The organism is Streptomyces sp. NPDC047042 (genome assembly GCF_040644035.1).
Classification (GTDB): Bacteria; Actinomycetota; Actinomycetes; order Streptomycetales; family Streptomycetaceae; genus Streptomyces.
On record NZ_JBEYVP010000019.1, the window covers coordinates 17,631 to 44,557 of the forward strand.

Here is a 26,927-nt window from a genome sequence, read left to right on the forward strand (position 1 = left end):
CTTCGCACTCTCCCCCCACTTCCCTCATTCCTACCCGTCGGTCTCCACGACCTCCTATGGGAGCGCTTCCATGCCTGAGCCCGTCAACCCGGTGACCTTTCCTCCCGCCTTCCTCTGGGGCGCGGCGACCTCCGCGTACCAGATCGAGGGGGCGGTGCGGGAGGACGGCCGCACCCCCTCGATCTGGGACACGTTCAGCCATACTCCGGGCAAAACGGCCGGCGGCGAGCACGGTGACATCGCTGTCGACCACTACCACCGCTACCGCGACGACGTGAAGCTGATGGCCGACCTCGGCCTGACCGCCTACCGCTTCTCCGTCTCCTGGTCGCGTGTCCAGCCGACCGGCCGGGGGCCGGCGGTCCAGCGCGGTCTGGACTTCTACCGGCGCCTCGTCGACGAACTGCTCGAACACAACATCAAGCCGGCGGTCACCCTCTACCACTGGGACCTGCCGCAGGAGCTGGAGGACGCGGGCGGCTGGCCGGAGCGCGAGACCGCGCTGCGGTTCGCCGAGTACGCCCAGATCATGGGTGAGGCGCTGGGCGACCGCGTCGAGCAGTGGATCACGCTCAACGAGCCCTGGTGCAGCGCGTTTTTGGGCTACGCCTCGGGTGTGCACGCCCCCGGCCGCACCGAGCCGCTGGCCTCCCTCCGGGCGGCGCACCATCTCAACCTGGCGCACGGGCTGGGCACTTCGGCCCTGCGCGCGTCGATGCCGGCCCGCAACACGGTCGCGGTGAGCCTCAACTCCTCCGTGGTCAGGCCGCTTTCGCAGACGCCGGCCGATCTGGCGGCGGTCCAGAAGATCGACGACCTGGCCAACGGTGTCTTCCACGGCCCGATGCTGCACGGCGCCTACCCGGAGACCCTCTTCGCGGCGACCTCGTCGCTCACCGACTGGTCGTACGTCCTGGACGGCGACCTCGCGCTGATCAACCAGCCGCTGGACGCGCTGGGCCTCAACTACTACACCCCGACGCTGGTGTCGGCGGCCGAGGAGAAGCCGAGCGGCCCGCGCGCCGACGGTCACGGGGCGAGCGACTTCTCGCCGTGGCCGGCGGCGGACGACGTCCTGTTCCACCAGTCCCCCGGCGAGCGCACGGAGATGGGCTGGTCCATCGACCCGACGGGCCTGCACGACCTGATCATGCGGTACACCAAGATGGCTCCGGGCCTGCCGATCTACGTCACGGAGAACGGCGCCGCCTACGACGACAAGCCCGAGTCCGACGGCCGCGTGCACGACCCCGAGCGGATCGCCTACCTCCACGGCCATCTGCGTGCGGTACGGCGAGCGATCGCCGAGGGCGCGGACGTCCGCGGCTACTTCCTGTGGTCCCTGATGGACAACTTCGAGTGGGCGTACGGCTACGGCAAGCGATTCGGCGCGGTGTACGTCGACTACGCGACCCTGGCCCGCACCCCGAAGTCGAGCGCCCTCTGGTACGGGCGCGCGGCGCGGAGCGGGACGTTGCCGCCGGCCGGCCTGGAGTAGGCGCGGCGTTGATGGGGGGCTGGGGCGCGGCACAGTGAGGGGGGTGCCGCGCCCCGGCGGGGGGAACGGGGGCGGTCGGTCTCGTTGTCGGGCGCGGGTGCGTGGGGGCTGGTCGCGCAGTTCCCCGCGCCCCTGAAAGACGAAAAGCACGGGGCGCAGCCCCTGCTTTTCAGGGGCGCGGGGAACTGCGCGAGAAGCCCCGCCGGCCCGCACCCGACAACGAACCCGGCCAGGAGCCCCCCGCCCTGCGTACCCGGTGTCCTCGTCGGGTCGGCGTACGGTCGGCGAGTTGGATCCAGACGCGTATCTCCGTGCCGCCGAGCACCGACGAGCCTATTCGTACGTCCCCGCCCGTCGACTCCGCGAGCCGGCGCACGATGTCCAGGCCCAGGCCCGTCGATCCCGCGTTGCCCGAGCCGCGCCCCCTGGCCATGGCGGCCTCGGGGTCGGTGATCCCGGGCCCCGCGTCCGACACCAGCACGATCACCGCGTCGTCGCCGTTGTGGACGTCGACCGCGAAGGCGGTGCCCTCCGGGGTGTGCCGGAAGACGTTGCCGAGCAGGGCGTCGAGCGCGGCGGCCAGGTCGGCGCGGGCCACCGGTATGCGCACGGGCCGCTCCACACCGGCCAGCCGCACTTTCCTCCCCTCGTCCTCGGCGAGCGCCGACCAGAAGGCCATCCGCTCGCGTACGACCTCGGCCGCGTCGCAACCGGCGCCCGGCCCGGGGAGAGCCGTCTGCGGTTTGGCCTCCCTGGCGGTACGGATGATCGTGTCGACCTCGCGTTCCAGCTGGGCGACGGCGGCCCGGGTCTGCTCCGCGGCCGGCCCGTCCCCCAGGGAGGCGGCGTTGAGCCGCAGCACGGTCAGCGGCGTACGCAGCCGGTGGGACAGGTCTGCGGCCAACTCCCTTTCGTTCGCCATCAGTTGGACGACCTGGTCGGCCATCGAGTTGAACGCGACCGCCGCGAGGCGCAGTTCGGCCGGTCCTTCCTCGGGCACTCTGGCGCCCAGTTTCCCCTCCCCCAGTTCCCGCGCGCCCTCGACGAGGCGCTGAGCGGGCCCCACCATGCGCACGCCCAGCCGGTCGGCGACGGCGACCGACCCCACGACGAGGACGGCCCCGACACCGGCGAGGACCGCCCAGGCCAGCCCGACGCCGTTGCTGACCTCGGCCTGGGGGACGTACACCTCGACGACGGCTATCTCGCCGGAGCTGAGTGCGACGGGCTGGAGAAGCGCGGACCCGCCGGACACCTCGGTGGTGGAGGCGCGGCCGAGTCTCCGGATCGCCGCGATGTCGGTGTCGGTGGCCCGCTGCCGTCCGAGGTCGACGGCGCTCGTGCCGCCGCTCGCGGGGATGTGCACGGCCAGGCCCGCGTCCGATCCGGCGGAGGCGACGACCCGTTCGAGCTGGTCCCGGTCGGTGGTGATGGAGAGGGCGGGGGCGACGGCCGCGGCCTGCCGCTCCGCGTTGGAGAAGGCGCGGTCGCGGGCCATCTCCCTGATGACCAGGCCGAGCGGCACGGCGAAGGCCACCACGACCATCGCCGTGACCGCCACACAGACCTTGACGAGCGCCCACCTCATGACGTCGGCCTCATGGCATCCACCTCATAGCGGCGGCTCCACTCCGGGCGGCGTCAGTTTCACGCCGACGCCCCGCAGGGTGTGCAGATAGCGGGGGTTGGCCGCCGTCTCGCCCAACTTCCGCCGCAGCCAGGACAGATGGACGTCGATGGTCTGGTCGTCCCCGTACGACAGCTGCCACACCTCCGCGAGCAGTTCCTTGCGCGCGACGACGACACCCGGCCGGCCGGCGAGGAAGGCGAGCAGGTCGAACTCGCGGCGGGTCAGGTCCAGTCGTACGCCGTCCAGTTCGGCCTGTCGGCGCAGCGGGTCGATGGCGAGGCCGCCGACGCGGATGACCGTGGACGGCGAGGTGTCCTCGGGCGTCGTACGGGCCCGCCGCAGTACGGCGGCCATACGGGCCGACAGGTGTTCGACCGAGAAGGGTTTGGTGAGGTAGTCGTCCGCGCCCGCGTTCAGCAGCCGGACGATCTCCCTCTCCTCGTCACGCGCGGTGGCGACGATCACGGGGACGTCCGTGATCCCGCGCAGCATCTTGAGGGCCTCGGACCCGTCGAGGTCGGGCAGACCGAGATCCAGGATCACCACGTCGAAACGGAAGTGGGCGACCTCGCGCAGCGCCTCAAGGGCGGTGCCGACACTGCGCACGAGGTGCGCGGCATCGGTCAGATGCCGGATGAGGGCGAAGCGCACGAACTGGTCGTCCTCGACCACGAGCACACTTGCCATGCGCCGCACCGTACGCCAATCCGACGGGCCGGGTCCGGCGCCTGTGGATAACTCCGCGGCGACCGCCCCCCGACCGCTACGGGCGACACCGCTGGGGCGGGTGAGGCAGTATGACCGGCGATGCGCAGAGGACTCGTACACCTTCTGGCGTGGACGCTGGCCACGGGCGCGGCGGCCACGATGACGTGGTGGGGTGTGCACACGGTGATGGCGGGGACGGCGTACGACCCGCCCCGCGCGCTCCCCATCACGGCGGCCGACACGGACCGGCAGGAACAGGAATCGACCGGGCAGGAACCGGCCGCGCGGAAGCCGAGCGAACGAAAGCCGAGCGAACGGCAGTCGCAGGCGGCGCCCACGACTCCGGGCCCGAAGCCCACCCGTGCACCGACTCCGACGCCCACACTCACGCCCACGCCCACGCCCACGCCCTCAGCGAGTGCGACGGCCGCCAACTCCCCGACCACCGTGAAGGCGTACGACACCGAAGGCGGGCGGGCGGTCTTCGACCTCGGTGCGGACTACGCGACGCTGGTGTCCGCGACGCCCGGAGCGGGCTGGTCGATGCAGGTGTGGAAGACGGAGACGTGGATCCGGGTGGAGTTCGCCGCGGGCGCGGACCGCGTGACGGTGTTCTGCACCTGGCACGACGGCCCGCCGCACGTGCAGGTCCTCACCTATTGAACCGACTTGAACCGACCGGTCGCCGGGGTCAGCGGAACACCGAAGGCGGCGGGGCCGGTGAGGCGACCGCCGCCGCGTCCATGACCGGGAGCGCTCCGCCGGTGAAGTCGGTGAGGGCGCGCCCGTGTTCGAGGCGGGCGGGGTGCGGGTCGGAGGCGGTACGGCGGGTCAGCTCGGCGATGGGCAGCGGGTGGGCAGAGCCGACGAGCACCGCGTTGCCGAACCGTTTCCCCCGTAGCACCGTCGGGTCGGCGATCAGGGCCAGCTCGGGGAAGACGGCGCCCGCGGTGGCGATCTGGCCGCGCAGGTGTGCGAGTGGCGGCCCGTCGGCGAGGTTGGCGGCGTAACAGCCGGCGTCGTTCACGACCCTGCGTACGTCCGTCAGGAACTCGACCGACGTCAGATGGGCCGGGGTGCGCGCCCCGCTGAACACGTCCGCGATGACGAGGTCGGCCCAGCCGTCGGGGATCTTCGCGAGTCCCTCGCGGGCGTCGGTGGAGCGCACCCGGATACGGGCGCCCGGGTCCAGGGGGAGCTCGCGGCGGACCAGTTGGACGAGGGCCGCGTCCCGTTCCACGGCCTGCTGGGTGGACCGGGGGCGGGTCGCGGCGACGTACCGGGCGAGGGTGAGGGCGCCGCCGCCGAGGTGCACGACCTGCACGGGCTTGCCGGGTGGGGCGACGAGGTCGATCACATGACCGAGGCGGCGCTGGTACTCGAAGGAGAGGTACGCCGGGTCGTCGAGGTCGACGTGGGACTGCGGGGCGCCGTCGATGAGCAGTGTCCAGGCGCGCGCCCGGTCCCGGTCGGGGATCAGCTCGGCGAGTCCGCCGTCCACCGTCTCGACGACGGTATCGGCGGCCGGCTGTCCACGCCGCGCGTTTCTGGACTTTCCCATTCCCCCATTATCGGGGTGCGCGAACACCGCGGCCGCATGGCGACCGTACGACGGTCGTGCCAGGTCAGCGGCGGTTGTCGGCCGCCTCGATGAGCCGGGCCGCCTCACCGAGGGCCGCGCGCAGCACCGCCGGGTCGGTGGCCAGATCCGCGTCCCCGGGCGGGAGGAGCCAGTCCGAGCCCGCGACGGGCGGCTCGGGATCGGGGGCCGCGAGGCTCAGTCCGCGTCCGTTGGTCTCCGTACAGGTGCTGCCCGGGACGTCCCAGGCCGCGGCGGTGCCGGGTGGGACGAGGAATCCGAGGGTGTCGCAGCCGTCGTCGTGCAGTACGGGGCCGACCGCGTCGCCCGCGCCCCGGCGCAGGATGTCGACCGCCTCCAGGCCCTGCCGCGCCGGAACCGTCACCAAGTCACAGTTGGGCGCCGCGTTTGACGCGGACGATGCGGGCAACGCGATTGATGTACGCCCCACGAACGACGCACAGGCATCGGCGCTCTGACTGATCTCCATCCCGGCCTCCACCACGGAACCCCTCCTGCAAACGAGCGGGTCGGGAGTTCGGGTGGCTCCCGGTCCATCGGGTTCAACGCGTCGGAACGTCAACGGCTACGGCACAAGACCGCCGCAAAGGATGGCAGTTCATGGCAGATCGTGGATGAGATATCCGGTTTGTAGCCAAACCCCGCGTGGCGGGTCGTGCACAGCGGGTACGTTCTTGCCCGCCGGAAACAGGACGTCCGATGGATAACTGTTCCAACTCTTCCAACTCGTCAGGATTCCGGCACGGTTCGACGGTTCGCAGAGAGGGCCCGGCCATGACGTCGTCAGCGGTGACCTCGTCGCAGTCCCCCCGGCCGCCGCGGCCGAACCTCGCCTTCCGGCAGTTGCGCGGGCAGCGCTCTCCGGGCGAGTTCGCCGCGGCGGTACGGCGGGCCGCCCGCGAGATCGGGGAGCGGGTCAGCTGTGACGCTCGTTACGTCGGTCGGGTCGAGGCGGGTGAGATCCGCTGTCCCAACTACGCGTACGAGCGGGTGTTCCTGCATATGTTCCCCGGCCGGAGCCTGGCCGACCTGGGGTTCGCGCCCCGCTCGTCGGTACGTGGACGCGGGGCGCGCGAATCGGAGGACGCGCTCCCCGGGTACTGCGCGATCCCCGCGTCCGGCACCGGTGAGACGCCGGGGGCGTACGAGCCGTATGAGATGCAGGACGCGCAGGACCCGTACGAAACGCACGACAACTACGAGGAGAGCGACGTGCTGCGTCGCGCATTCATGACGGGCGGTGCCACTGTGGCAGCCGCCTCACTGAGCCCCTTCGGGCTCGCCTACGAGGCATCCGCCGCGGACCGTCCCATGCGCCGCGTCGGAGCCGGCGAGGCGGGCGCCCTGGAGGAGGCCGTACGCCGTATCAGACTGCTCGACGACCGCCATGGCGCCGACGGTCTCTACCGGCGGGCCGCCGCCCCGCTGCGGGCCGCCTACGAACTGCTCGACGCGGGCGCGGTACGGCAGGCCACCGCCGACCGGCTGCACGCGGGCGCGGGTGAGCTCGCCATCTCCGTCGGCTGGCTGGCCCACGACTCGGGCCGTTTCGACGACGCGCGCTCGCACTACGCGGAGGCGCTGGCGACCGCCCGGATGTCGGGGGACGCCGCCCTGGAGGCGCACGCCTTCTGCAACACGGCGTTCCTCGCGCGGGACGCGGGTCGCCCGCGTGAGGCGGTCAGAGCGGCGCAGGCCGCGCAGCGCGTTGCCCGGCCGCTGGGCTCGCCCCGTCTGATGTCGCTGCTCGCGCTGCGCGAGGCGGGCGGCTGGGCGGGGCTCGCCGACCGCGCCGGCTGCGAGCAGGCGCTGGCGCGGGCCCAGGCGTTGTACGGGCGCGGCTCCTCGGAGGCCGACCCGGAGTGGATGAGCTTCTACGGGGAGGCCGAGCTGGAGGGGCTGGAGGCGCAGTGCTGGTCGACGCTGGGTGACTGGTCCCGGGCGGCTCGGCACGCGCGGCGTGCGGCGCATCTGCAGAATCCGCACTTCACCCGGAACATCGCGCTCTACACGGCCGAGCTCACCGATGACCTGGCTCGTGGGGGGCATCCCGATGAGGCGGCGACGGCGGGTATGCGGGTGCTGGATCTGTTGGACGAGGTTCAGTCGTCGCGGATTCAGACGATGTTGGCGGCGACTGCGCGGGTGTTGTTGCCTCATCGGCGGGCTGGGGGGGTTTCGGCGTTTCTTGAGCGGCACGCGAGTGTGCGGCGCACGGCTTGAGGTGTCGTTCGTGGTGGGGCCCGGCGGGGGCTGGGCTGGTTTGCGCAGTTCCCCGCGCCCCTGAAAAGCCCGCCCGCCTGCGGCCTCGGCTGCCGGCCGGTGGGGGCTTGTCGCGCAGTTCCCCGCGCCCCTGAAAAACCCCGCCCGCCTGCGGCCTTGGCTGCGGGGCCGTGGGGGCTTGGCGCGCAGTTCCCCGCGCCCCTGGAAGGCCGCCCGGCCGCTAAGTGGTCAAGTGGCCCGTGTCGTTCCAGGTTTCTATTGCTGGGGCGTTGTAGGCCCAGGCCAGTACTGACAGGGATGTGGGGTTCAGTCTGATTCTGGACGCGAAGTCCAGGGGGAGGCCCAGCCAGCGGGCGCCTATCGCGCGCAGGATGTGGCCGTGGGCGAACACCAGCACGTCGCGGTCCTCCGAGCGTGCCCACGCCACCACCTCGTCCGCGCGCGCGGTCACCGCCTCCAGGGTCTCGCCCCCCGGCACCCCGTCCCGCCAGATCAGCCACCCGGGGCGCACGGCCTGGATCTCCGCCGGGGTCATGCCCTCGTACGCCCCGTAGTCCCACTCCATCAGCGTGTCCCACTCGGCCGCGCGCTCACCGAACCCGGCGATCTCGCACGTCTCACGCGCGCGTGCCAGCGGGCTCGTGCGCACCTCGGCGTCCGCGAGGCCCTCGAAGGGCGCCCGGTGCAGCCGTTCGCCGAGCAGCTTGGCGCCGCGTCGCCCCTCCTCCAGGAGGGGGATGTCGGTCCTGCCGGTGTGCTTGCCGGACAGTGACCACTCCGTCTGTCCGTGCCGGGCCAGCAGGATGCGCGGTGCCATGAGGAGCCCTTCCGAATGTGGCTATAGGTGGATGAAAGGGGGCGGTCAAGCGAATCAGTGGTAGCGAATGGCGGAAAACCGAGGCGGAACCCCTCCATCATCGCGCACGCTGTCGGGAGGCAACCTGGGGGCCGATCTTTGCGTCCTGTGTGACGGGGGCGCCGCACGGGGCGTCCACGTACACCGTAAAATCGGACGAACCGCAGGCCACCGACGCCGGAGGCGCAGCTGGACGGGGAACAGAGAGTGGGAGAGACGATCGGATGCCGCGGACCGATAGTGCACGGCCCGAGACGGCCTCGCCCACCCGCCTCCGCTGGTGGACCGAGCTGCCGCTGATCCTGCTCGTCTACGGATGCTATTCGGCCGGACGCCTCCTGGTGCGGGGCAACGAGTCGGCCGCCGTCGACCACGGTCTGGCGATCCTCAAATTCGAGAAGTCCCTGTGGCTGAACGCGGAGCACCCGCTCAACCGGCTGTTCACCCGTGAACCCTGGATCGGCATACCGGCCGACTTCTGGTACGCGTCGCTGCACTACCTCGTCACCCCCGCCGTCCTGATCTGGCTCTTCCGGTCCCACGCCGTCCGCTATCGCGCGGCCCGCACCTGGTTGATGGCCTCGACCTTCATCGGTCTCATCGGCTTCACCCTGCTGCCCACCTGCCCGCCCCGGCTGCTGGACGCCGGTTACGGCTTCGTGGACACGATGGCCCAGTACAGCTCGTACGGCTGGTGGGGCGGCGAGGCCAGCGCCCCGCGGGGGCTCGGCGGGATGACCAACCAGTACGCGGCGATGCCGAGCCTGCACGTCGGCTGGTCCCTGTGGTGCGGAGTGATGCTGTGGCGCTTCGGCGGCACGCGCCTCACCAAGGTCCTGGCCGTCGCCTACCCGTTGATCACCACGATCGTGGTGATGGGCACCGCCAACCACTACTTCCTCGACGCGGTGGCGGGCGCCGCCGTGATGGGCGTCGGGCTGCTGCTGGCACCGCTCGTCATCCGGAACGCGGACCGGGCGAAGGTGTGGATCGCGGCCCGCGTCACACCCGTCGCAACGCGCTCGTCCGACGCGGAAACCTCAATTGTCAGTGGTGGATGCCAGACTGCCCCGCGTGAGCGAATTCCAAGGCAGCGCGAGTCCGTCTTCGGACCAGGCCCCGGGCCAGGGGCCGAGCCTGGTGCCGCTTCCGCGGACGCGGGGGACGGCGCTGCGGCAGCGGCTCGCTGAGCTGCGCGGCCCCGCCGTACCGCCGAAGGCGCTGGACGCGCGTGCCCTCGCGGCCCTCGCCGCCAACCCGGGCTGCAGAAGGCGCGCGATCCTGGACGGCGCGGGGGTGAACAAGGCGACGCTGGCGAGCGCGTTGGGCTCGCCGTCCGCCTTCGGGCAGTCCCAGTTCGCCCTGGCGCGCGGCAACACCTTCGAGGCCCGGGTCAAGGCCGACGGCGGCGCGGAGCTGCTGCGACTGGTGCACGAGAAGCTGGACCCGGGCGCCCCCGCGCCAACGGAGGCCGAGGTTCCCAATCTGACGGCGACCGGACCGGAGGGCCGCACGGCGCGGACGGCACTGGCCCTGCGCGACGCCACCACGGCAAGGGCCAGTAGCGGTAGCGGCGGCTGGACGTTTCTCGACCATCCCATGCTCGCCCTCGACGTGGCGGGCTCCCCGGCCTTCCTGGAGCCGGACGCGGTGGTCGTGCACCCGGACGGCAGCTGGTCGGTCGTGGAGATCAAGTCCTTCCCGATGCTGGACGGTTCGGCGGACCCCGCGAAGGTGGGCGCGGCGGCCCGCCAGGCCGCGGTGTACGTGCTGGCGCTGGAGGAGGTCGCCGCCCGGCTCACCCTGGACGGCGCTCCGGCGCCGACCGTGCGCCACCGTGTGCTGCTGGTCTGCCCCAAGGACTTCTCCAACCTTCCGGCCGCGTCCGCGGTCGACGTCCGCAAACAGCGCGCGGTGACCGGCCGCCAGCTGTCCCGGCTGACCCGGATCGAGGACATCGCCGACACCCTCCCGGAGGGCACCTGCTTCGCCCCTGACCTGCCGGCCGCCGAACTGACCGCCGCCGTCGAGTCGGTTCCCGCGGAGTACGCGCCGGAGTGCCTGTCCGCGTGCGAGCTCGCCTTCCACTGCCGCGAGCGTTCCCGCGCGGGGGGCGCGGTGACCACCCTGGGCCGTTCCGTACGGGCCGAACTGGGCGCCCTCACCACGGTCGACGACGTCCTGTCGGCGGCCCACGGGCGGTCCGGTGACCCCGAGGACCCGACGGTCGCCGCCCTGCGGAGAGCGGCGGCCCTGCGCGCGGAGGCGCTGAGCGGCGCCCAGTTCACCACCCCGCCGGAGCGGGAGCCGGAGGGTGCCGTATGTCGCTGATCGCCACCCTCGCCCGGCTCGAGGCCGTCAGCACCGGCCGCGCCCAGCCCGTCGCCACGGTCCGGCACCGCCATCTGTCCGAGCGGCCCCTCGTTCTCGTACCGCTCACCACCGCCGGTGAGGCCGGCGCCCCGCTGGGCGCGCTGGTCGGGGACGACCGGGACGCGCCACGCCTGCTCGTCGTACCGCAGCCGCGCGACCGCGATCTCAGGTTCGCGTTCCTCGCCGAACTCGCCGATGTCGTCCTGCCGTTCATCGACTCCCACGCCGAGGCCGTGGAGGCCGCGGAGCGCACCGAGGTCGACCCGGAGACCGGCAAGCGCGTCAAGGTCGAGGTCGAACTGTGCGCGGACGCACCCCAGTTGATCGTCCCGAGCCGCGCCGGCATCGAGTTCGTACGCCTGCTGGGGCGCTCGATGCGTTTTCGGCGTACGGCGGAACAGGACCCGGAGACGCCGCATCCCGCGCCGCCCCGGGTGCCGTTGCTCGGCCGCTGGTTCACCCACTACGGAGAGCGCGCCCGGGTCCCCGGGTCCGCCCTTCTGCTGGCGGCGACCGACGTGCTGTCGCGGCACTGGGCCACCGGGCAGTCCACGCTGGAGGACCAGCACCTGGGTGCGCTGCTCGCCTGGATCGACCCGCCGGACGGCGTGTCGGGCGCGGAGGCCGCGCTGCGGGCCGAGTTGGCACGGGACGCGCGGGGGCAGCTGCTGTGGCCGCCGGCCGGTCCGGCGACCGACCCGGCGTTCGACAACAAGCTGCTCGCCCCCGCGATCGAGAACTACAACCGCGCGCGGACGGCGCTCGCCGCCGCCGAGGACGGCGAGTCGGCGGACGACCGGCTCGGTGAACTCACCGCCGCCGAGCGGGAGATCCGCGCCCTCGTCGAGAGCCGTACGCGGCCCACCTGGGACGCGGTGTGGCGCGGCCTCGACCTGTTGCGGACGCTGCCGGAGGGCGCCCACGCGGCCGACCGGTGGACGCGCGACCGCTGGTCGTTCACCGGCCACCGGGACCGGGTCGTGGCGGGCGAGCCCCCGCAACCGCGTCGCGACGACGCGGTGACCGCGGCGAACAAACTGGCCACGCGCGAGCGTGAACAGGCCCGGCTGGAGGCGCAGGAGGCCCTGGACGACCCGCTGGTGATGGCGGGCCGGCGGCTGTCCGGGGAGGCGTTCGTGGGTGAGGTCGTGGATGTCGTCATGGCGTACAGCGAGGGCAAGCGGCCGAGCCCGCGCCCGCTGGTGACCGTCCGTACGGAGGACCGTCCGCAGCTCGGGGAGCGGGTGAAGGTGTACCGCTCGCTGGGCGGCAAGCCGCAGTCGGCGGAGTTCGTGGGCCATGAGAACGAGGACGGGGACGGTCCGGGCGACCAGGGTTCGGTGATCGTCCTGCGCGTTCTCGACAAGATGGGCCGCGGCAAGGAGCCGGAGGCCGGGTCGGTACCCGAGAAGGGGGACCTGATCTGCTTCACGCTCTTCGAGCACGAACAGCGGGGCGGCGCGAAGCTCCCCGACGCGGACCAGACCCCGTGGACCCACGGCGGGCCACCGGGTGAGGAAGCGGCGGCGACCCTGCCGGCGGCCGACCCGGTGACCGAGGAGGATGTGCTGTGAACGCCGCTCACACCCAGCAGGCCGCTTTCGACCCCGGTGCCGCCGCCGGCCGGGCCACCGACGCGATCCTCCACGACACCCTGCACGGCACCCACCGCGGAGTCGTCGTGGACTCGCCGCCCGGGGCCGGGAAGTCCACGCTCGTCGTCCGGGCCGCGCTCGAACTGGCGGACGCCGGGCGCCCGTTGATGGTCATCGCGCAGACCAACGCGCAGGTCGACGACCTGGTCGTCCGCCTCGCCGAGAAGAACCCCGAGCTGCCGGTGGGCCGCCTCCACAGCAGCGACACCGACCCGTACGACAAGGCGCTGGACGACCTTCCCAACGTACGGAAGTCCGCGAAGGCCGCCGAGCTCGCGGGCCTGGACGTGGTGATCTCCACGGCCGCGAAGTGGGCGCACGTCAAGGTCGACGAACCGTGGCGGCACGCGATCGTGGACGAGGCGTACCAGATGCGCTCGGACGCGCTGCTCGCTGTCGCCGGGCTGTTCGAGCGGGCGCTGTTCGTGGGCGACCCGGGCCAGTTGGACCCCTTCTCGATCGTCGGCGCGGAGCAGTGGGCGGGGCTGTCGTACGACCCGTCGGCCTCGGCGGTCACGACGCTGCTGGCCCACAACCCCGAGCTGCCCCAGCACCGCCTTCCGGTGTCCTGGCGGCTGCCGGCCTCGGCGGCGCCGCTCGTTTCGGCCGCCTTCTACCCGTACACCCCGTTCCGCAGCGGCACCGGTCACGGCGACCGGCGGCTCGCCTTCGCGGTCCCGTCGGACGGCTCGGGCCCGGACCGGGTGATCGACGAGGCCGCCGAATCGGGCTGGGGCCTGCTGGAACTCCCCGCCCGCCGCACCCCTCGTACGGACCCGGAGGCGGTACGCGCGGTCGCCATGGTCGTACGCCGCATGCTGGACCGGGGCGGCGCGGCCACCTCGGAGCGCGGGCCGGAGCCGACGCCGCTCACGGCCGACCGGATCGCGGTCGGCACCGCGCACCGGGACCAGGCGGCGGCGGTCCGGGCGGCGCTCGCCGAACTGGGCGTCACGGACGTCACCGTGGACACGGCGAACCGGCTCCAGGGACGGGAGTTCGACGTGACGGTGGTCCTGCACCCCCTCTCGGGCCGCCCCGACGCCACCGCCTTCCACCTGGAGACGGGCCGCCTCTGTGTCCTGGCCTCCCGCCACCGGCACGCGTGCGTGGTGGTGTGCCGGGCGGGGGTGACGGAACTCCTGGACGACCATCCGTCGACCGAGCCGGTGCAGTTGGGGGTGACGGTGAAGTTTCCGGACGGCTGGGAGGCCAACCACGCGGTGCTGTCGCATCTCGCCGAACACCGGATCGCCTGGCGGCCGTAGGCGCAGCTCAGGTGGGTTGTCCGGCTGAGCCGGGGCCCACTTGCGCGGGCAGGGGACAATGGACGGTGGCCCGGCTGGACGGCTGGGCCATACGACCGTGTGCCGTACATGCCGTGTGGCGTGCAGGGCACGTACGAACGGTGCGGACCGTACGAGGAGGACAAGACATGGCGGAGCCCACGCCGCGTCGCAATGAACCGCGGCTACGCCCCGCGCCCCTGCTCTTCGAGCCCGCGCAGGTGGCCGACGACCCCGAGCACTTCTTCGACCTGGAGTCGATCGACGACCCCCGCGCCCTGCTGACCCGCGCCACGGAGCTGACCCAGGCCTTCCGTGCGGCGACGGACCGCGCGGTCGAGTACCAGGCGATGGCGGCGGCCCAGCTGGCCGACCCGCGCCGCTTCGACCGGCTGACCATGGCCGACATCGCGCAGCGCGCCGAGTGGACCGAGGACTACGCCCGGAAGATGGTCGAGTACGGCCGTGAGCTGCTGCGCGGCGGCGGCGAGAACGCCGGCGGGGGCGGCAACGGCGAACAGGGACGCGGTCACGTCGACCCGGTGTGAGCCGGCGTGAGCCGGTCCGGGTCGGTCCCCCTGGGGCGCCGCCCAACCCGGCTCGAAAGTCCGTGCGGCATATTCAGGAGGGCAAGGTACTCCAGCTCGCCCCCTCCTGTCCCGGTTTCCGGCAACCGTCGGAGACCGGGTGCTCACTGCCGGTACATCTGGACGCATGAGCAGCCCACACTCTGACGTCTCGGGAGTCACCTCGGAGGGCGCCGTCTGGCTCGCCTCCGCAGGAACGTATCCGCGTAGCACGCTCTCCCTCTGGGCCGAGCGCCCCACCGCCCCGCTCGTCCTGCCCTGCGGCACCGTGTTCGACGTCGTCAACGTGCCCGCGGTCTTCGGCCGGAGAATGCTCGATCGTCTCTGGGACGACGGGCCCGGCTCGGGCCCGGTCGCGGCCTACCGGGGCCGGATACTCCTGTTCGCGGCACTGGGTACGGCCCAGCGGCTGCCGTCGCTCCTGCGGTGGGAGGAGTGGGGCTCGGCCGGCGAGAACGGTCACGGCGACCGGATCGGCCGGCACGGCCGGCACGGCCAGGGCAGTGAGGACCGTGAGGACGGAGAGAGTCGCGTCGGCCGCCGGTATTCGATTCCGCCGCTCCTCTGCCATGGCCGCGGCGACGCGGTGACGGTTCCCGCCCTGGTGAGCGACGGCGCCGAGCACGAGGAGGCGTCGGGCGATGCCCGCCCCGAGTCGCGCTGGGTGGTCGCCCCCGACACCAGCCATCCCTGGCTTCCGGGCCCGGAAATCCTGCTCTGGGCGGCCGTACGAGCGGCCCGTGCGGCGGTCTCCGGCGGGGTGCGGATATCGATTTTTCCTCCCGTCGATCAGGGTGCTAAGGTCTACGACGTCAGCAGGCGCCGCTAGCTCAGTTGGTTAGAGCAGCTGACTCTTAATCAGCGGGTCCGGGGTTCGAGTCCCTGGCGGCGCACGTTGTCGATTGGCGAGGCTGTTCACCAACAGCCTCGCCAACGTCGTTTCCGGACCCCCAGCCAAACCCCTCAACCGGCGCCCGTGATCTGCACCGTCCAGGCCCCCGAGTGCGTACGGCTCTGCACCTCCACGCGGACGTCGTCGCCGGGCACCGTGAAGCTCTCGCCGAGGGCGACGGGCGCGTCCGCGAGAGGCGGGTAGACGGAGTCCTCCCAGCAGGCCTCGGTACGCGGATGGGCGTCGATCACCTCGACCGGGCCGCCGCCCGACTGGGTCCCGCCGCGTACCCGGTAGACGAGGACGCCCTGCTTGCAGGTCGCGCGGTCGTTGCCCGTCGCACCCCGCGCCTCAAAGGCGAGCACCTGGTCGACCCCGGTGCGCACGACGGCCAGCTTCACCCCGTCCCCTTGCCCGAAGACGGGCGCCCGGGCTCCGGTACCCCCGGCCCCGCTCACACCCGTATCAGCACCCGCACCCGCATCCGTTTTCGCACCCGCATGCGCGCTCGTATTCGCGTTCGTACCCCTATCCGAATCCGTCAGATCCGCATCGGCATCGACATCGACATCGACATCCGTGTCCGCACGCGCTTGCGCCGTCGCGGACGGATGCGCCCCCAGCGGCTCCAGGGTCAGCCGGGTGGGGCCTCGGCCGCGTACGCAGACCACCTGGCGCGGATCCAGCCACCCGAGTTTCCACTTGTGCCAGGCGAACAGGTCCGGCGCCAGGCCGAACTGGCTGCCCATCAGGTCCCAGTCGCCGACGTACGTGTCCCAGTCGCCCTTTCCGTCGACGGGCCGGTGGTAGAGGTCGGGCAGGTCGAAGACATGGCCCGTCTCGTGGGCGAGGACGAGCCGGTCCGGGGGGTGCTTCTCGAAGACGGTGACGACCCGGCGGATGTCCGTGCCGTCGGCGTGCAGCGGGACGTCGAGGTTGACGACCTTCGTCGCGTCGGAGTCGACGCCGGGAGCGTCCGGGTCGGCCACGAAGTAGACGATGTCGTAGCGCGAGAAGTCCACGTAGCGGTCGGCTGCGGCGAGCGCGTCGCCCAGATAGGCGGCGCGGTGGGCGGCGCTCCAGTCCCGCTGTATGACGTACTCGGTGGACGGCCTCGGCATCCGGATCCAGTTCCGGAGCGGGTGCGGGCGCAGGGTGAACCTGCCGTACGAGGCCCGGGCGAAGAAGTCGGTGGTGGCGGGGAAGTGGTCGGCGGTGATCGCGGCGGGGGTGCTGCGCGGGCGCGCGTCCGGGAAGGAGAGGAAGATCATCACGGCGTCGAGGGCGCGGGACGGTCGCGGATAGGCGGCGTTCCAGGTGTCGAGGCCCTCCGAGTGGTGGGCGTCGGTGCGCTGGAGGACGCAGGGCTGCGCCGAGAAGGGTTCGGCGACCGAGGGGCCCGCGATGAGGGAGGTGGCGGCGAGGGCCGTCATGGTGGTGAGTACGGCGGCCGTGCTGCGCAAGCGGGGGTACGCTCCGGCGCACGCGAGCCCCTTGAATCCCGTCAGGGCATCACGGGTGAGCCCCTTGAGGGGGAGCTGACGCGGCACGCGGACCTCCGGGTGCGGGTTTTGGGGATACCGCAGCCCAGCCTGTGTGATCTTGCGTTTATATGCCCTGTTTGTCTGCACCAGAAGGGTGATTGGGCGGCGAACGAGGGGGTGACCAGCGACGATCCCGGACGGGCGGGTAGGCGGCCATGCATGGGAGAGCTCACCCTTTGTGGAACGACACCCCGAAACACTCACGGACCGTCACAACCGATCGCGAGCGAAGGAACCCGTCCAGGCGCGGGCAGAAACGATCTGTCAGAAGTGCCGGTCGTTCATGGACACTGGACAGTGGCTGGAAGGGCTTCCGGCCAGCCTCTATGATCGGCACACTTTCCTGGCACTTCCCTGACACTTTCCTGCACGGACTGGGCCGGGGCGGCGGTTTGCCGCCCGGTCGGCCGCCCGACGGGATCCATATGAAGACCGAGTGCACTGCGGGAGCGAGCGGTGAGCGGAACGTCCCAAGGGCCGGCGCCCGCGGTAGATCACGTCCGGCCGGCCGTCACAGAGAGTAACTCCGACGCGTCCTCCACGTCCTCCACGTCCTCCAACTCCTCGTCCACAACCTCGTCCACGTCGTCGTCCGCACCCTCGACGTCGTCCCCGGTCGCTGTCGGTACGGGCCTGATGCCGGGCGCGTTCGCCGCGGCGCCGTTGGCGATGGCCGTCGTGGACCGCGAGGGCCTGGTCGTGGCGGCGAACGAGTCGCTGGGTGCGCTGCTGGGCATCGACCCGGCGGTGGCGGGCGGAAAGGTGGCCGCCGATCTGGTGGACCTGACGTCCGACACGCGCGCGTGGCACGCCTATCGCGAGGTGCTGCGCGGCCGACAGGCACGGCTGCGCTGCACACGCCGCCTCAAACACCCTGACGGGCACTCCCTTTGGGCCCAGGTGACGGTCACTCCGCTGCCGGTGGACACGTCGGATACGTCGGACACCTCGGACACGTCGGACGAGGGATTCGGGGGCCAGGGCGTCCTGTTGTCCGTGGCCGACATCAGTGCGCGCCGTGAACTCCAGGCGCGGCTGCGGCACTTGCAGATGCACGATCCGGTGACCCGGCTGCCCAACCGCACGCTGTTCTTCGAGCGGCTGTCGGCGGCCCTGGAGGCGGAGTCGTACGAGCAGAGCGGGACGGGCCGGATCGGCCTGTGCTACCTCGATCTCGACGGCTTCAAGGCCGTCAACGACACCCTCGGCCATCGCGTCGGCGACCGGCTGCTCGCCGCCGTGGCCGAACGGCTCACCCGGTGCGCGGAGGAGGCGGGCCTGGCGCGGCGGAACCCCGGCGCCGTCGCTCCGCTGGTGGCGAGGCTGGGCGGCGACGAGTTCGCGCTGCTCATCGAGGACTCGACGGGCACCGAGCAACTCGCCGACCTGGCCGAGTCGGTGCTGAAGTCGCTCCAGCTTCCCTTCGACCTTGCCGGTCAGCGGGTGTCGGTCTCCGCGTCCATCGGTGTCGTGGAGCGGCATGCGGCGGGCACGACGCCCACGGGTCTGATGCAGGCCGCGGACACGACGCTGTACTGGGCGAAGGCGGACGGCAAGTCGCGCTGGACGCTCTTCGATCCCGAGCGCAACGCCCACCGGATGACCCGCCAGGCCCTGTCCTCCACGCTCCGGCCGGCCATCGAGCGGGGTGAATTCGCCCTGGACTACCAGCCGTTGGTGGGCATGGAGGACGGTCGGGTGCACGGTGTCGAGGCGCTGGTGCGCTGGCACCACCCCCAGTTCGGCACACTCACGCCGAACCGGTTCATCGGGCTGGCCGAGGAGGACGGCTCGATCGTGCAGCTGGGGCGCTGGGTTCTCGCCACGGCCTGCCGTCAGGCGCGGCGCTGGCAGCTCGAACGCCCGGACGAGCCGCCGATCTTCGTGAGCGTGAACGTGGCCGTGCGTCAGGTCTGGGACTCGGACCTGGTGGCGGACGTGGCGGAGATCCTCGCGGAGACCGGCCTGCCGGCCCGGCTGCTGCAGCTGGAGCTGACGGAGTCCGCGGTCATGGGCTCCGCCGGGCGGCCCCTCCAGGCGCTCCAGGCGCTCAGCGACATGGGTGTGCGCATCGCGATCGACGACTTCGGCACGGGGTACTCGAACCTCGCCTACCTCAGCCGGCTGCCGGTGTCAGTACTGAAACTGGACGGTTCTTTCGTCCGGGGGTTCCAATACGAGGGTGAGGGCGTCGCGCCGAACCCGGCCGACGAGATCGTGGTCGAGGCGATGATCCAGCTCGCGCACCGGCTGGGGCTGACGGTCACCGCGGAGTGCGTGGAGACGGCCGCGCAGGCCGGCCGTCTGCGTCGTATCGGGTGCGATACGGGGCAGGGGTGGCTTTACTCGCGGCCGGTGGGGGCGGATCGGATCTCGGTGCTGATGGGGGGGAGTGCGTGCCGGCGGGGCTGAGACGGTTCGGCCCCGGAGGGGCCGGTCTGTCTCCGGGGGGCCTGGGGCCCTGGCCGGCCCGGGTTCGGTTTCCGGCCGGCCAGGGGTTCAAACGGCCGGGTGGGATCGCGCAGCCCGGCGCTGCACGGGGCGCCGCCCGCGCCGCCCCAGACGGCACGCATGCCCGCAGGCTGAGCACGCCACCCGGTGACGCAGCGGGGGCGCGGGCTTTAGGGGCGCGAGGAACTGCGCGCCAAGCCCCCACCGCCCCGCAGCCGAGGCCGCAGGCAGGGCGGGTTTTTCAGGGGCGCGGGGAACTGCGCGCCAAGCCCCCACCAGCCGAGGCCGCAGGCGGGGCGGGTTTTCAGGGGCGCGGGGAACTGCGCGACGAGCCCCCACCGGCCCGCAGTTCCCGGGCGGCGCGGAGTGGGTTCCTGTTCGGCCGGAGGCCCCCGCCCGGGCGGGGTCCGGGGCCCGTCCGGGTGTGGGTGTTTGCGTTAGTTCGGCGTCTTGGGCAAGTCGTAGGCGTCCGCGATGAGTTCGTACGAGCGTAGGCGCAGGTCGCCCCGGTGGGCGTGTGAGACCAGCATCAACTCGTCTGCCCCCGTGCGCTTTTGGAGGTCGTCCAGGCCCGTGCGGACCTCGTCCGCCGTGCCGTGGACGATGTTCGTCATCCATGAGCCGATGAACTCCCGCTCAACCACGCTGAATTCATACGCCTCCGCCTCCTCCGGGGTCGGGAACAGGCCGGGGCGGCCCGAGCGCAGGCGGGCCATGTTGAGGCCCATCGCCAGCACCTGGCGGCGGGCCTCGTTCTCGTCGTCCGTGGCGAGCGCGGAGACGCCGATCAGAGCGTAGGGGGCGTCGAGGACGGCCGACGGCTGGAAGGACTGCCGGTAGAGGTCCAGCGCCGGGACGGTGTTCTGCGCGGAGAAGTGGTGCGCGAAGGCGAAGGGCAGGCCCAGGACGCCCGCCAGACGAGCACTGAAGCCGGAGGAGCCCAGCAGCCAGATGGGCGGGCGGTGGGCCGACTGGACTCCGCCCGGGGACGTCGACTGGATCGGGCCGGGGATGGCGTGGATGCGGTGGTACGGGTGACCGGTCGGGAAGTCGTCGTCCAGGAAGCGGGTCAGCTCGGCGAGTTGCTGGGGGAAGTCGTCGGCGCCTTCGTTGAGGCGTTCCGTACGGCGGAGCGCTGCGGCCGTCGCCCCGTCCGTGCCCGGCGCTCGGCCCAGGCCCAGGTCGATGCGGCCCGGTGCCATCGCCTCGAGGGTGCCGAACTGCTCCGCGATGACGAGGGGGGCGTGGTTGGGCAGCATGACTCCGCCGGAGCCCAGCCGGATGCGGTCGGTGTGGGCGGCCAGGTGGGCGAGGATCACGGCCGGTGAGGAGGAGGCCACGCCCGGCATGGAGTGGTGTTCGGCGACCCAGTAGCGGTGGAAGCCGCGGGATTCGGTGAGGCGGGAGAGGGCGACGCTGGTTCGCAGGGCGTCTGTGGCGGTGTGGCCGGAGCCTACGGTGACGAGGTCGAGGGCGGAGAGGGGGACTGGGGCTGTGCCGTGTGTCTTGCCCCGGATCTCGTCTGCCGTCGGGTCTGCGGTCACTGTGGGTGCCTCCTGGGGGTGGGTCGGGGCGGGGTCCTCCGGACGGGGGAACAGGAGGGGGGCTCCGTTTATTCCTTCGCCCCCGCCGCCCCTACCCGTCCCATCCCAGGGGGCTGCCGCCCCCAGACCCCCGCTACGGCCCTGAACGGGCCTCGTCCTCAAACGCCGGACGGGCTGGAAGTGGCCTGGACCACGGATTTCCTTGTGAACAGTGTGCCCAGGGATGGGGCGTTCACCTTGCGGGTCGTCAGCCTCAGGGCCTCCCAGACGGAGACCTGGTTGGCTGTGAGGACCGGCTTTTCCAGGTGTTTCTCCAGCGTGGTGATGTGGGACGCCGTGTGCAGTGCCGTGTCCGGGAGGAGCAGTGCCTCCGCGGGCGTCGCCGATGCCTTCTCGGCCAGCGAGGTCACCTCCTGCGGGCCCCACTCCCCCACCTCCGCCCGGGTGGCGACCCCGGCCGCGTGGACCCCCGTCACCTCGATCCCCGCCGCCCTCAGGAACTCCGCGAAGCGTTCCGCCACGTCCGCCGGGTACGTCGCGCCGATCGCCACCCTTCGCACCCCGAGTTCCCGTACCGCGTGCACGAAGGCGAACGACGTCGACGACGCCGGCAGGCCCGCGGCCAGGGCGAGAGTGCGTACCTGGTCGTGGGCGCCCTCCCAGCCGTACCCGAAGCTGCTGCTGGTGGATGCCCACACCACCGCCTCCGCGCCCGACAACCGCAGTGCCTCCACGCCCGCCGTGAGGCGGTCCGCGGAGCTCTTCTCCAGATCCAGCCGGATGTCCGTGCCGAGTAGCTGTTCGATGCGCTGATAGTCGTCCTCGGCGGAGTGGCCCGGGTGGAGGAATCCGAGTGCCGTCATGTCAACCTTCCCGCTCTTGCTCGCCTGCCGGTTTTCGGCGTGTCCGCGACCCGGGTACCCCGTTCACGCCGCGCTGCCCACGTCGTGAACGTTTACCTCCGTGTTGACGGAGGCAGGCCCGGGTGCGAGCGTGTCAATCCGCGCTTCCGCGTCCTTGATCGGAGACGGCTCCGATGCCCCCGACACCCCCGACATCTCCGATATCTCCGATACTTCCGATATCCCCGCTCCCTACCCTCCTCGTTCTGGACGCCGATCCCCCGCCCCGCCTCGGCCGGCTCACGGGGCGGGCCCGGGTCGTCCACGCCGACGAGTCCACTCTCGCCGCGCGGCTGCCGTACGCCGACGTCCTGTTCGTCTGGGACTACGCCTCGCGCGCCGTGCGGGACGCCTGGCCGGGTGCGGGGGCTCGTCCTCGCTGGGTGCACACGGCGAGTGCCGGTGTCGACCATCTGCTGTGTCCCGAATTGGTCGCGTCCGACACCGTGGTGACCAACGCGCGGGGCATCTTCGACCAGTCCATCGCCGAGTACGTCGCCGCCCTCGTCCTCGCCATGGCCAAGGACCTGCCGGGGACCCTGCGTCTCCAGGAGCGGCACGAGTGGCGGCACCGGGAGTCGCAGCGGGTCGCCGGGACGAAGGCGTGTGTTGTCGGGTCCGGGCCCATTGGGCGGGCGATCACCCAGTATCTGAAGGCACTTGGGGTGACGACGGCGCTCGTCGGACGTGTCCCGCGTACCGGGATTCACGGGCCCGACGATCTCAACCGGCTGATGGCGCGCGCCGATTGGGTGATCTGTGCCGCTCCCCTCACCGCCGAGACGCACCGCATGTTCGACACGCGCCGCTTCGGTGTCATGCAGCCCTCGGCACGTTTCGTCAACGTGGGCCGGGGTCAGCTCGTCGACGAGCGCGCGCTCGCGGAGGCGCTGTCGAAGCGGTGGATCGCGGGCGCCGCCCTGGATGTGTTCGAGGACGAGCCGCTCACGCCGGACAGTCCGCTGTGGGAGGTACCCGGACTGGTCGTCTCCCCGCACATGAGCGGTGACACAGTGGGCTGGCGCGATGAACTCAGTGCCCAGTTCGTGGAGTTCTACGAGCGGTGGGAAGCAGGGAAAACGCTGACGAATGTCGTGGACAAGCAGCGCGGATATGTACCGGGGCACTGATATCCCGCCGAGGGCGGCCGGCGCATAACTTGTGCTTTCTCGGGTAGCCGCGCGCCCATGGCTCCAACAATCGCATCAACCCCACCACCAAGTCTCAGACGCCGGTCGCTGTTCGCGGGGGTGGCGGCGCTCGGCGCGCTCGGTACGGTCGGCTCCCTGGGCACTCTCGGGTGCAGCCGGGTGGCCGCCGACTCCGGGGTCGACGGCGGTGACCTTCTGGACCGACTGCGGGCGCAGGGTGTCGTGCGGCTCGGTATCGCCGGTGAGATTCCGCAGGGGTTCATCGACAAGGACGGTGAACTGACCGGTGAGGCGCCCGAGTTGGCGAGAGTCATCTTCAAGCGACTGGGGGTGGACCGGCTCCAGCCCGTGCCCACCGAGTTCGGTTCGCTCATACCGGGGCTGAATTCCCAGCAGTTCGATGTCGTGGCGGCCGGTATGTATGTCAATCCGGAGCGCTGTCAGCAGGTGATCTTCGCCGATCCCGACTATCAGATGCTCGATTCCTTCATTGTCCGCAAGGGGAATCCCAAGGATCTTCACGATTACCGGGATGTCGTCGAGAAGAAGGCCAAGCTCGCTACCGGTACCGGATATGCGCAGATTCAGCATGCCGTGGAGGCCGGTTACAAGGAGAGCGATCTCCTCATCGTGCCCGACCAGGTGGCCGGGCTGAACGCCGTCGAGGCGGGCCGCGTCGACGCGTTCTCCGGTACGGCGGTCACCGTCCGGCTGGTCGCGAAGAACTCCCGCAAGGCGGAGGCCGCCGACGCCTTCGCCCCGGTCATCGACGGCAAGCCGCGCGTCGACGGGGGCGCGTTCGCGTTCCGGATGACCGAGACGAGGCTCCGGGACGCCTTCAACGTCGAGTTGCACAAGCTGAAGAAGAGCGGCGAGGTGTTCCGCATCCTGCGTCCGTTCGGCTTCACCCAGGACGAGATGACCGATCTGACCGCGAAGGAGTTGTGCGGCGGATGACCTCCGGACTCTGGGAAATCGTACTCAAGGGAGTCTGGGTCACCGTCCAACTCCTCTTCTTCAGCGCCCTGTTGGGCGGTGTCGTCGCCTTCGTCGTCGGGATCGCGCGAACCCATCGGAGCCGGTGGGTGCGCTTCCTCGCGGGCTGCTACACCGAGGTGTTCCGCGGGACCTCGGCGCTGGTGATGATCTTCTGGGTGTACTTCGTGCTGCCGCCCGCCTTCGGCTGGCAGCTGGTGCCGATGTGGGCGGGCACGCTCGCGCTCGGGCTGACCTACGGGGCGTACGGCACGGAGATCGTGCGCGGCGCGCTGAACGCCGTCGCGCCGGCGCAGCGGGAGGGCGGGATCGCGCTCGGGTTCACGCCCTGGCAGCGGATGCGGCTGGTCCTGCTGCCGCAGGCGGTGCCGGAGATGATCCCCTCCTTCGGGAACCTGCTGATCGAGCTGCTGAAGGGCACCGCGCTGGTGTCCGTCATGGGCATGGGTGATCTGGCCTTCAGCGGCAACCTCGTACGGCTCGCGCTGCAGGAGAGCGCGGAGATCTACTCGTACATCCTGCTGATCTACTTCGTGATCGCCTTCCTCCTCGCGCGGCTCATGCGCGGCCTGGAGAAGCGGCTGAAGGAACGGTTGGCCGGGCAGCCGGCGGGAGGTGCCGCGTGAAGTGGGACTGGGGCGCCGTACGCGATTTCCTGCCGACTTTCTGGGACGGGCTGCTGGTCACCCTGCAGGCGCTGGCCCTCGGGTCGCTGATCTCGTTCACGCTGGGGCTGGTCTGGGCGCTGCTGATGCGGACGCCGACGCGCTGGGTGCGCTGGCCGGTGGGGGTGGTCACGGAGTTCGTGCGGGACACCCCGCTGCTCGTGCAGTTGTTCTTCCTCTTCTATGTCCTGCCCGAGTGGGGCTTCGCCGCCTCCGCGCTGACCACCGGTGTCGTCGCGATCGGGCTGCACTACTCGACGTACACGATGCAGGTCTACCGGGCCGGCATCGAGGGTGTGCCGCCGGGCCAGTGGGAGGCGGCCACCGCGCTCAGTCTGCCCCCGCGGCGCACCTGGACGGCGGTGATCCTTCCGCAGGCGGTGCGCCGGGTCGTACCGGCGCTCGGCAACTACGTGATCGCGATGCTCAAGGACACGCCGCTGCTGATGACGATCACCGTGCTGGAGATGCTCGGTGAGGCGCGGCTCTTCTCCCAGGAGCACTTCCAGTTCACCGAGCCGCTGACCGTGATCGGCGTCGCCTTCGTCCTCATCTCCTTTCCCGCCTCCCTCCTCGTACGAGCTCTGGAGCGACGCCTTGCCAGTTGAAACCGAGAAGATCTCCGACACCCCCGCGTCCGCTCCCGCACGTGAGCTGGTCCGGATCGACCAGGTCACCAAGCGGTTCGGTGAGCAGACCGTCCTCGACCGGCTGAGCCTCTCCGTGGAGGCGGGTCGGCATGTCACGCTCATCGGTCCGTCCGGGTCGGGCAAGACGACGATCCTGCGGCTGCTGATGACGCTGGCCAAGCCCGACGAGGGCACGATCACCGTGGACGGGGAGGCGCTGTTCCCGGCGCCCGAGAAGCAGGTGCGCGAGGTGCGCAAGAAGATCGGGATGGTGTTCCAGCACTTCAACCTCTTCCCGAACATGAGCGTGCTGCGCAACATCACCGAGGCGCCCGTGACCGTCCTCGGTCTGCCGAAGGAGGAGGCGGAGGCGCGCGGGCGCGAGCTGCTCGAACTGGTGGGCCTCGCTGACAAGTGCGACGAGCGGCCGTCCCGGCTGTCGGGCGGGCAGCAGCAGCGCGTGGCCATCGCGCGGGCGCTGGCCATGCGCCCGCAGGTGCTGCTGCTCGACGAGGTGACCTCGGCGCTCGACCCGGAGCTGGTCGCGGGTGTCCTGGACGTGCTGCGGGACATCGCGCGCAGCACGGACATCACGATGCTCTGTGTGACCCACGAGATGGGCTTCGCCCGGGACATATCCGACCAAGTGCTCATGTTCGATTCCGGCCATGTGATCGAGTCGGGTCCGCCGGAGCAGATCTTCGGCGACCCGGAGCGGGACAGGACACGCGAATTCCTCAGCGCGGTGCTCTGACTGTGACAGAGGGAGAGTCATGGGGATCTTTGCGATCTTTTTGATGCCTTTGGCATATGCCAGGTGAACAGTTGCCCTGCTGAGAGGCCGGGCCCCGGGCGACAATCTCGTCAACGCCCCCTCCATACGGACCACTTGGCAGCTATCGTGGAGGGGATTGGCTGTCCGGATAGCGGCTAAAAGCAAGCCAGGGGGAACACCGTGGCTCTCAAGCACGAGCCGACCGCGCCGCACCACTCGACCCGGGACGCCCTGCGCGTCCTGGAGACGGTGGCGCGGCACTCCGCCGGTGTCACCGACGCCGAAATCGCACGCCAGACCCACCTCGGCACGGACCGGCTGACCCCTCTCCTGCGCATGCTGCGTCGCGAGGGGTACGTCGAACAGGCCGCCGACGGTTCGTACGTCACCGGCGCGGCCCTCAGCCGTCTCGGCTCCACGCACGGCCATGACCAGGCCCTGCGCGCCCAGCTCCAGCACACCCTCGACCGGCTGCGCGACTCGGTCGGCGCGGCCGTCTACATGAGCCGGTACGTCGACGGCGAGATCCATGTCACCCAGTGCGCGGACAGCGCGGCGACCCCGGCGGTCAACGAGTGGGTCGACTTCCGCTCGGCCGCGCACGCCAGCGCGATCGGCAAGAGCCTGCTGGGCCAGCTCGACCACAACGGCCGCCGCGACCATCTCGCCCGCCACAAGCTGGCCCGCCTCACCTCGCACACGATCACCAATGAGCGGCTCCTGCTCTCCCGCCTGGAGACCCAGCCGCCCACGGTGCCGGTCCTGGACCTCCAGGAGTACGCGGTCGGCACGGTCTGCGCGGCGGTCCCGATCACGGCCGGCTCGACGGTCGGCTGCCTCGCCCTCTCCCTCCCGCTCCGCCAGGCCCACCGCCTGCGCCAGGCGGCGGACCGGCTGAACCGGAGTGCGGCGCCGGTGCTGCTGTCGCTGGCGATCCAGGCGTAGCGAGGGCCGCGGCGACG

Annotated in this window: 25 protein-coding genes and 1 tRNA gene; 17 read left to right on the plus strand and 9 right to left on the minus strand. The window is 71.4% G+C overall.

Annotation, left to right across the window (positions count from 1 at the left end; translation table 11 throughout):
* Nucleotides 1–70: 70 nt before the first annotated feature.
* On the plus strand, nt 71–1,498 hold the full coding sequence (locus ABZ855_RS22770) for a GH1 family beta-glucosidase (protein WP_360809506.1): 1,428 nt from the start codon (nt 71–73) through the stop codon (nt 1,496–1,498).
* A 169-nt stretch (nt 1,499–1,667) separates the two neighbouring features.
* On the opposite strand, the gene ABZ855_RS22775 is transcribed toward ABZ855_RS22770, so the two are convergent.
* Nucleotides 1,668–3,086, minus strand: coding sequence for a HAMP domain-containing sensor histidine kinase (locus ABZ855_RS22775; protein WP_360809508.1), 1,419 nt, complete (start codon nt 3,084–3,086; stop codon nt 1,668–1,670).
* Nucleotides 3,087–3,110: 24 nt separating this feature from the next.
* Complete coding sequence (locus tag ABZ855_RS22780) at nt 3,111–3,815, minus strand: response regulator transcription factor (protein WP_360809510.1); 705 nt, start codon at nt 3,813–3,815, stop codon at nt 3,111–3,113.
* Between the two features lie 120 nt (nt 3,816–3,935).
* On the opposite strand from ABZ855_RS22780, the gene ABZ855_RS22785 reads away from it, so the two are divergent.
* Nucleotides 3,936–4,499 (plus strand): hypothetical protein, encoded by a 564-nt coding sequence (locus ABZ855_RS22785; RefSeq protein WP_360809512.1) that lies wholly within the window; start codon nt 3,936–3,938, stop codon nt 4,497–4,499.
* Between the two features lie 28 nt (nt 4,500–4,527).
* Here ABZ855_RS22785 and ABZ855_RS22790 read toward each other — a convergent pair whose 3' ends face one another.
* Nucleotides 4,528–5,397 carry a fused MFS/spermidine synthase gene (locus ABZ855_RS22790; RefSeq protein WP_360809514.1) on the minus strand — a complete coding sequence of 290 codons (870 nt, stop codon included), beginning with the start codon at nt 5,395–5,397 and terminating at the stop codon, nt 4,528–4,530.
* Nucleotides 5,398–5,461: 64 nt separating this feature from the next.
* Nucleotides 5,462–5,905, minus strand: a complete 444-nt coding sequence (locus ABZ855_RS22795) for a hypothetical protein (RefSeq protein WP_360809813.1) — start codon at nt 5,903–5,905, stop codon at nt 5,462–5,464.
* A 305-nt stretch (nt 5,906–6,210) separates the two neighbouring features.
* On the opposite strand from ABZ855_RS22795, the gene ABZ855_RS22800 reads away from it, so the two are divergent.
* A complete protein-coding gene (locus tag ABZ855_RS22800) occupies nt 6,211–7,659 on the plus strand; it encodes a hypothetical protein (RefSeq protein WP_360809516.1) in 1,449 nt (482 codons plus the stop codon).
* A gap of 220 nt (nt 7,660–7,879) precedes the next feature.
* Here the strand turns inward: ABZ855_RS22800 and ABZ855_RS22805 are convergent, their stop codons facing one another.
* A complete protein-coding gene (locus ABZ855_RS22805) occupies nt 7,880–8,476 on the minus strand; it encodes a histidine phosphatase family protein (RefSeq protein ID WP_360809518.1) in 597 nt (198 codons plus the stop codon).
* Between the two features lie 263 nt (nt 8,477–8,739).
* On the opposite strand from ABZ855_RS22805, the gene ABZ855_RS22810 reads away from it, so the two are divergent.
* The 7 genes from ABZ855_RS22810 (at nt 8,740) to ABZ855_RS22840 (ending at nt 15,309) form a co-directional block, all read left to right on the plus strand.
* A complete protein-coding gene (locus ABZ855_RS22810; RefSeq protein WP_360809520.1) occupies nt 8,740–9,705 on the plus strand; it encodes a phosphatase PAP2 family protein in 966 nt (321 codons plus the stop codon).
* Entirely contained in the window at nt 9,656–10,846 is a 1,191-nt protein-coding gene (locus tag ABZ855_RS22815; RefSeq protein ID WP_360809522.1) for a hypothetical protein, read from the plus strand. Before ABZ855_RS22810 ends, ABZ855_RS22815 begins: the two co-directional genes overlap by 50 nt.
* Nucleotides 10,837–12,462 carry a hypothetical protein gene (locus ABZ855_RS22820; protein ID WP_360809524.1) on the plus strand — a complete coding sequence of 542 codons (1,626 nt, stop codon included), beginning with the start codon at nt 10,837–10,839 and terminating at the stop codon, nt 12,460–12,462. Before ABZ855_RS22815 ends, ABZ855_RS22820 begins: the two co-directional genes overlap by 10 nt.
* On the plus strand, nt 12,459–13,811 hold the full coding sequence (locus ABZ855_RS22825) for an AAA domain-containing protein (protein WP_360809526.1): 1,353 nt from the start codon (nt 12,459–12,461) through the stop codon (nt 13,809–13,811). Before ABZ855_RS22820 ends, ABZ855_RS22825 begins: the two co-directional genes overlap by 4 nt.
* Before the next feature lie 167 nt (nt 13,812–13,978).
* Entirely contained in the window at nt 13,979–14,377 is a 399-nt protein-coding gene (locus ABZ855_RS22830; protein ID WP_360809528.1) for a hypothetical protein, read from the plus strand.
* Nucleotides 14,378–14,543: 166 nt separating this feature from the next.
* Nucleotides 14,544–15,245, plus strand: coding sequence for a hypothetical protein (locus ABZ855_RS22835; RefSeq protein WP_360809531.1), 702 nt, complete (start codon nt 14,544–14,546; stop codon nt 15,243–15,245).
* A tRNA-Lys gene (locus tag ABZ855_RS22840) sits at nt 15,236–15,309 on the plus strand. The genes ABZ855_RS22835 and ABZ855_RS22840 overlap by 10 nt, the downstream gene beginning before the upstream one ends.
* Before the next feature lie 70 nt (nt 15,310–15,379).
* Here the strand turns inward: ABZ855_RS22840 and ABZ855_RS22845 are convergent.
* Both ABZ855_RS22845 and ABZ855_RS22850 read right to left on the minus strand, forming a co-directional pair.
* The gene (locus ABZ855_RS22845) at nt 15,380–16,858 is read right to left on the minus strand and encodes a M6 family metalloprotease domain-containing protein (RefSeq protein ID WP_360809533.1); all 1,479 of its coding nucleotides are present in this window, start codon (nt 16,856–16,858) and stop codon (nt 15,380–15,382) included.
* Nucleotides 16,859–17,346: 488 nt separating this feature from the next.
* Entirely contained in the window at nt 17,347–17,589 is a 243-nt protein-coding gene (locus ABZ855_RS22850) for a hypothetical protein (RefSeq protein ID WP_360809828.1), read from the minus strand.
* Between ABZ855_RS22850 and ABZ855_RS22855 the strand changes: the two genes are divergently transcribed.
* Nucleotides 17,489–19,264, plus strand: a complete 1,776-nt coding sequence (locus tag ABZ855_RS22855) for an EAL domain-containing protein (RefSeq protein WP_360809535.1) — start codon at nt 17,489–17,491, stop codon at nt 19,262–19,264. The genes ABZ855_RS22850 and ABZ855_RS22855 overlap by 101 nt on opposite strands.
* 476 nt (nt 19,265–19,740) lie before the next feature.
* Here the strand turns inward: ABZ855_RS22855 and ABZ855_RS22860 are convergent, their stop codons facing one another.
* Together ABZ855_RS22860 and ABZ855_RS22865 are read right to left on the minus strand one after the other, a co-directional pair.
* On the minus strand, nt 19,741–20,847 hold the full coding sequence (locus tag ABZ855_RS22860; RefSeq protein WP_360809537.1) for an LLM class flavin-dependent oxidoreductase: 1,107 nt from the start codon (nt 20,845–20,847) through the stop codon (nt 19,741–19,743).
* A 158-nt stretch (nt 20,848–21,005) separates the two neighbouring features.
* A complete protein-coding gene (locus ABZ855_RS22865; protein WP_360809539.1) occupies nt 21,006–21,710 on the minus strand; it encodes a decarboxylase in 705 nt (234 codons plus the stop codon).
* Nucleotides 21,711–21,883: 173 nt separating this feature from the next.
* Here ABZ855_RS22865 and ABZ855_RS22870 point away from each other — a divergent pair, with 173 nt between their 5' ends.
* The 6 genes from ABZ855_RS22870 to ABZ855_RS22895 all read left to right on the plus strand — a co-directional run bounded on the left by ABZ855_RS22870 (nt 21,884) and on the right by ABZ855_RS22895 (nt 26,910).
* Nucleotides 21,884–22,879 carry a D-2-hydroxyacid dehydrogenase gene (locus tag ABZ855_RS22870; RefSeq protein WP_360809541.1) on the plus strand — a complete coding sequence of 332 codons (996 nt, stop codon included), beginning with the start codon at nt 21,884–21,886 and terminating at the stop codon, nt 22,877–22,879.
* 57 nt (nt 22,880–22,936) lie between these two features.
* Nucleotides 22,937–23,857: an ectoine/hydroxyectoine ABC transporter substrate-binding protein EhuB gene (gene ehuB, locus ABZ855_RS22875; protein ID WP_360809543.1), complete on the plus strand. Its 921-nt coding sequence runs from the start codon at nt 22,937–22,939 to the stop codon at nt 23,855–23,857.
* Nucleotides 23,854–24,522: an ectoine/hydroxyectoine ABC transporter permease subunit EhuC gene (gene ehuC / locus ABZ855_RS22880; RefSeq protein ID WP_360809545.1), complete on the plus strand. Its 669-nt coding sequence runs from the start codon at nt 23,854–23,856 to the stop codon at nt 24,520–24,522. The genes ehuB and ehuC overlap by 4 nt, the downstream gene beginning before the upstream one ends.
* Nucleotides 24,519–25,169 carry an ectoine/hydroxyectoine ABC transporter permease subunit EhuD gene (gene ehuD, locus ABZ855_RS22885; RefSeq protein WP_360809547.1) on the plus strand — a complete coding sequence of 217 codons (651 nt, stop codon included), beginning with the start codon at nt 24,519–24,521 and terminating at the stop codon, nt 25,167–25,169. Before ehuC ends, ehuD begins: the two co-directional genes overlap by 4 nt.
* Nucleotides 25,159–25,944: an ectoine/hydroxyectoine ABC transporter ATP-binding protein EhuA gene (gene ehuA, locus ABZ855_RS22890; protein ID WP_360809549.1), complete on the plus strand. Its 786-nt coding sequence runs from the start codon at nt 25,159–25,161 to the stop codon at nt 25,942–25,944. Before ehuD ends, ehuA begins: the two co-directional genes overlap by 11 nt.
* A 201-nt stretch (nt 25,945–26,145) precedes the next feature.
* On the plus strand, nt 26,146–26,910 hold the full coding sequence (locus ABZ855_RS22895) for an IclR family transcriptional regulator C-terminal domain-containing protein (protein ID WP_360809551.1): 765 nt from the start codon (nt 26,146–26,148) through the stop codon (nt 26,908–26,910).
* Nucleotides 26,911–26,927 lie beyond the last annotated feature (17 nt).

Coding starts and splice junctions, on each gene's coding strand:
- ABZ855_RS22770 (WP_360809506.1), top strand. CDS start 71: ATGCCTGAGCCCGTCAACCCGGTGACCTTTCCTCCCGCCTTCCTCTGG.
- ABZ855_RS22775 (WP_360809508.1), bottom strand. CDS start 3,086: ATGAGGTGGGCGCTCGTCAAGGTCTGTGTGGCGGTCACGGCGATGGTC.
- ABZ855_RS22780 (WP_360809510.1), bottom strand. CDS start 3,815: ATGGCAAGTGTGCTCGTGGTCGAGGACGACCAGTTCGTGCGCTTCGCC.
- ABZ855_RS22785 (WP_360809512.1), top strand. CDS start 3,936: ATGCGCAGAGGACTCGTACACCTTCTGGCGTGGACGCTGGCCACGGGC.
- ABZ855_RS22790 (WP_360809514.1), bottom strand. CDS start 5,397: ATGGGAAAGTCCAGAAACGCGCGGCGTGGACAGCCGGCCGCCGATACC.
- ABZ855_RS22795 (WP_360809813.1), bottom strand. CDS start 5,905: ATGGAGATCAGTCAGAGCGCCGATGCCTGTGCGTCGTTCGTGGGGCGT.
- ABZ855_RS22800 (WP_360809516.1), top strand. CDS start 6,211: ATGACGTCGTCAGCGGTGACCTCGTCGCAGTCCCCCCGGCCGCCGCGG.
- ABZ855_RS22805 (WP_360809518.1), bottom strand. CDS start 8,476: ATGGCACCGCGCATCCTGCTGGCCCGGCACGGACAGACGGAGTGGTCA.
- ABZ855_RS22810 (WP_360809520.1), top strand. CDS start 8,740: ATGCCGCGGACCGATAGTGCACGGCCCGAGACGGCCTCGCCCACCCGC.
- ABZ855_RS22820 (WP_360809524.1), top strand. CDS start 10,837: ATGTCGCTGATCGCCACCCTCGCCCGGCTCGAGGCCGTCAGCACCGGC.
- ABZ855_RS22830 (WP_360809528.1), top strand. CDS start 13,979: ATGGCGGAGCCCACGCCGCGTCGCAATGAACCGCGGCTACGCCCCGCG.
- ABZ855_RS22835 (WP_360809531.1), top strand. CDS start 14,544: ATGAGCAGCCCACACTCTGACGTCTCGGGAGTCACCTCGGAGGGCGCC.
- ABZ855_RS22855 (WP_360809535.1), top strand. CDS start 17,489: ATGCCGGGCGCGTTCGCCGCGGCGCCGTTGGCGATGGCCGTCGTGGAC.
- ABZ855_RS22850 (WP_360809828.1), bottom strand. CDS start 17,589: ATGCCCAGCAGCGCACCCAGCGACTCGTTCGCCGCCACGACCAGGCCC.
- ABZ855_RS22865 (WP_360809539.1), bottom strand. CDS start 21,710: ATGACGGCACTCGGATTCCTCCACCCGGGCCACTCCGCCGAGGACGAC.
- ABZ855_RS22870 (WP_360809541.1), top strand. CDS start 21,884: ATGCCCCCGACACCCCCGACATCTCCGATATCTCCGATACTTCCGATA.
- ehuB (WP_360809543.1), top strand. CDS start 22,937: ATGGCTCCAACAATCGCATCAACCCCACCACCAAGTCTCAGACGCCGG.
- ehuC (WP_360809545.1), top strand. CDS start 23,854: ATGACCTCCGGACTCTGGGAAATCGTACTCAAGGGAGTCTGGGTCACC.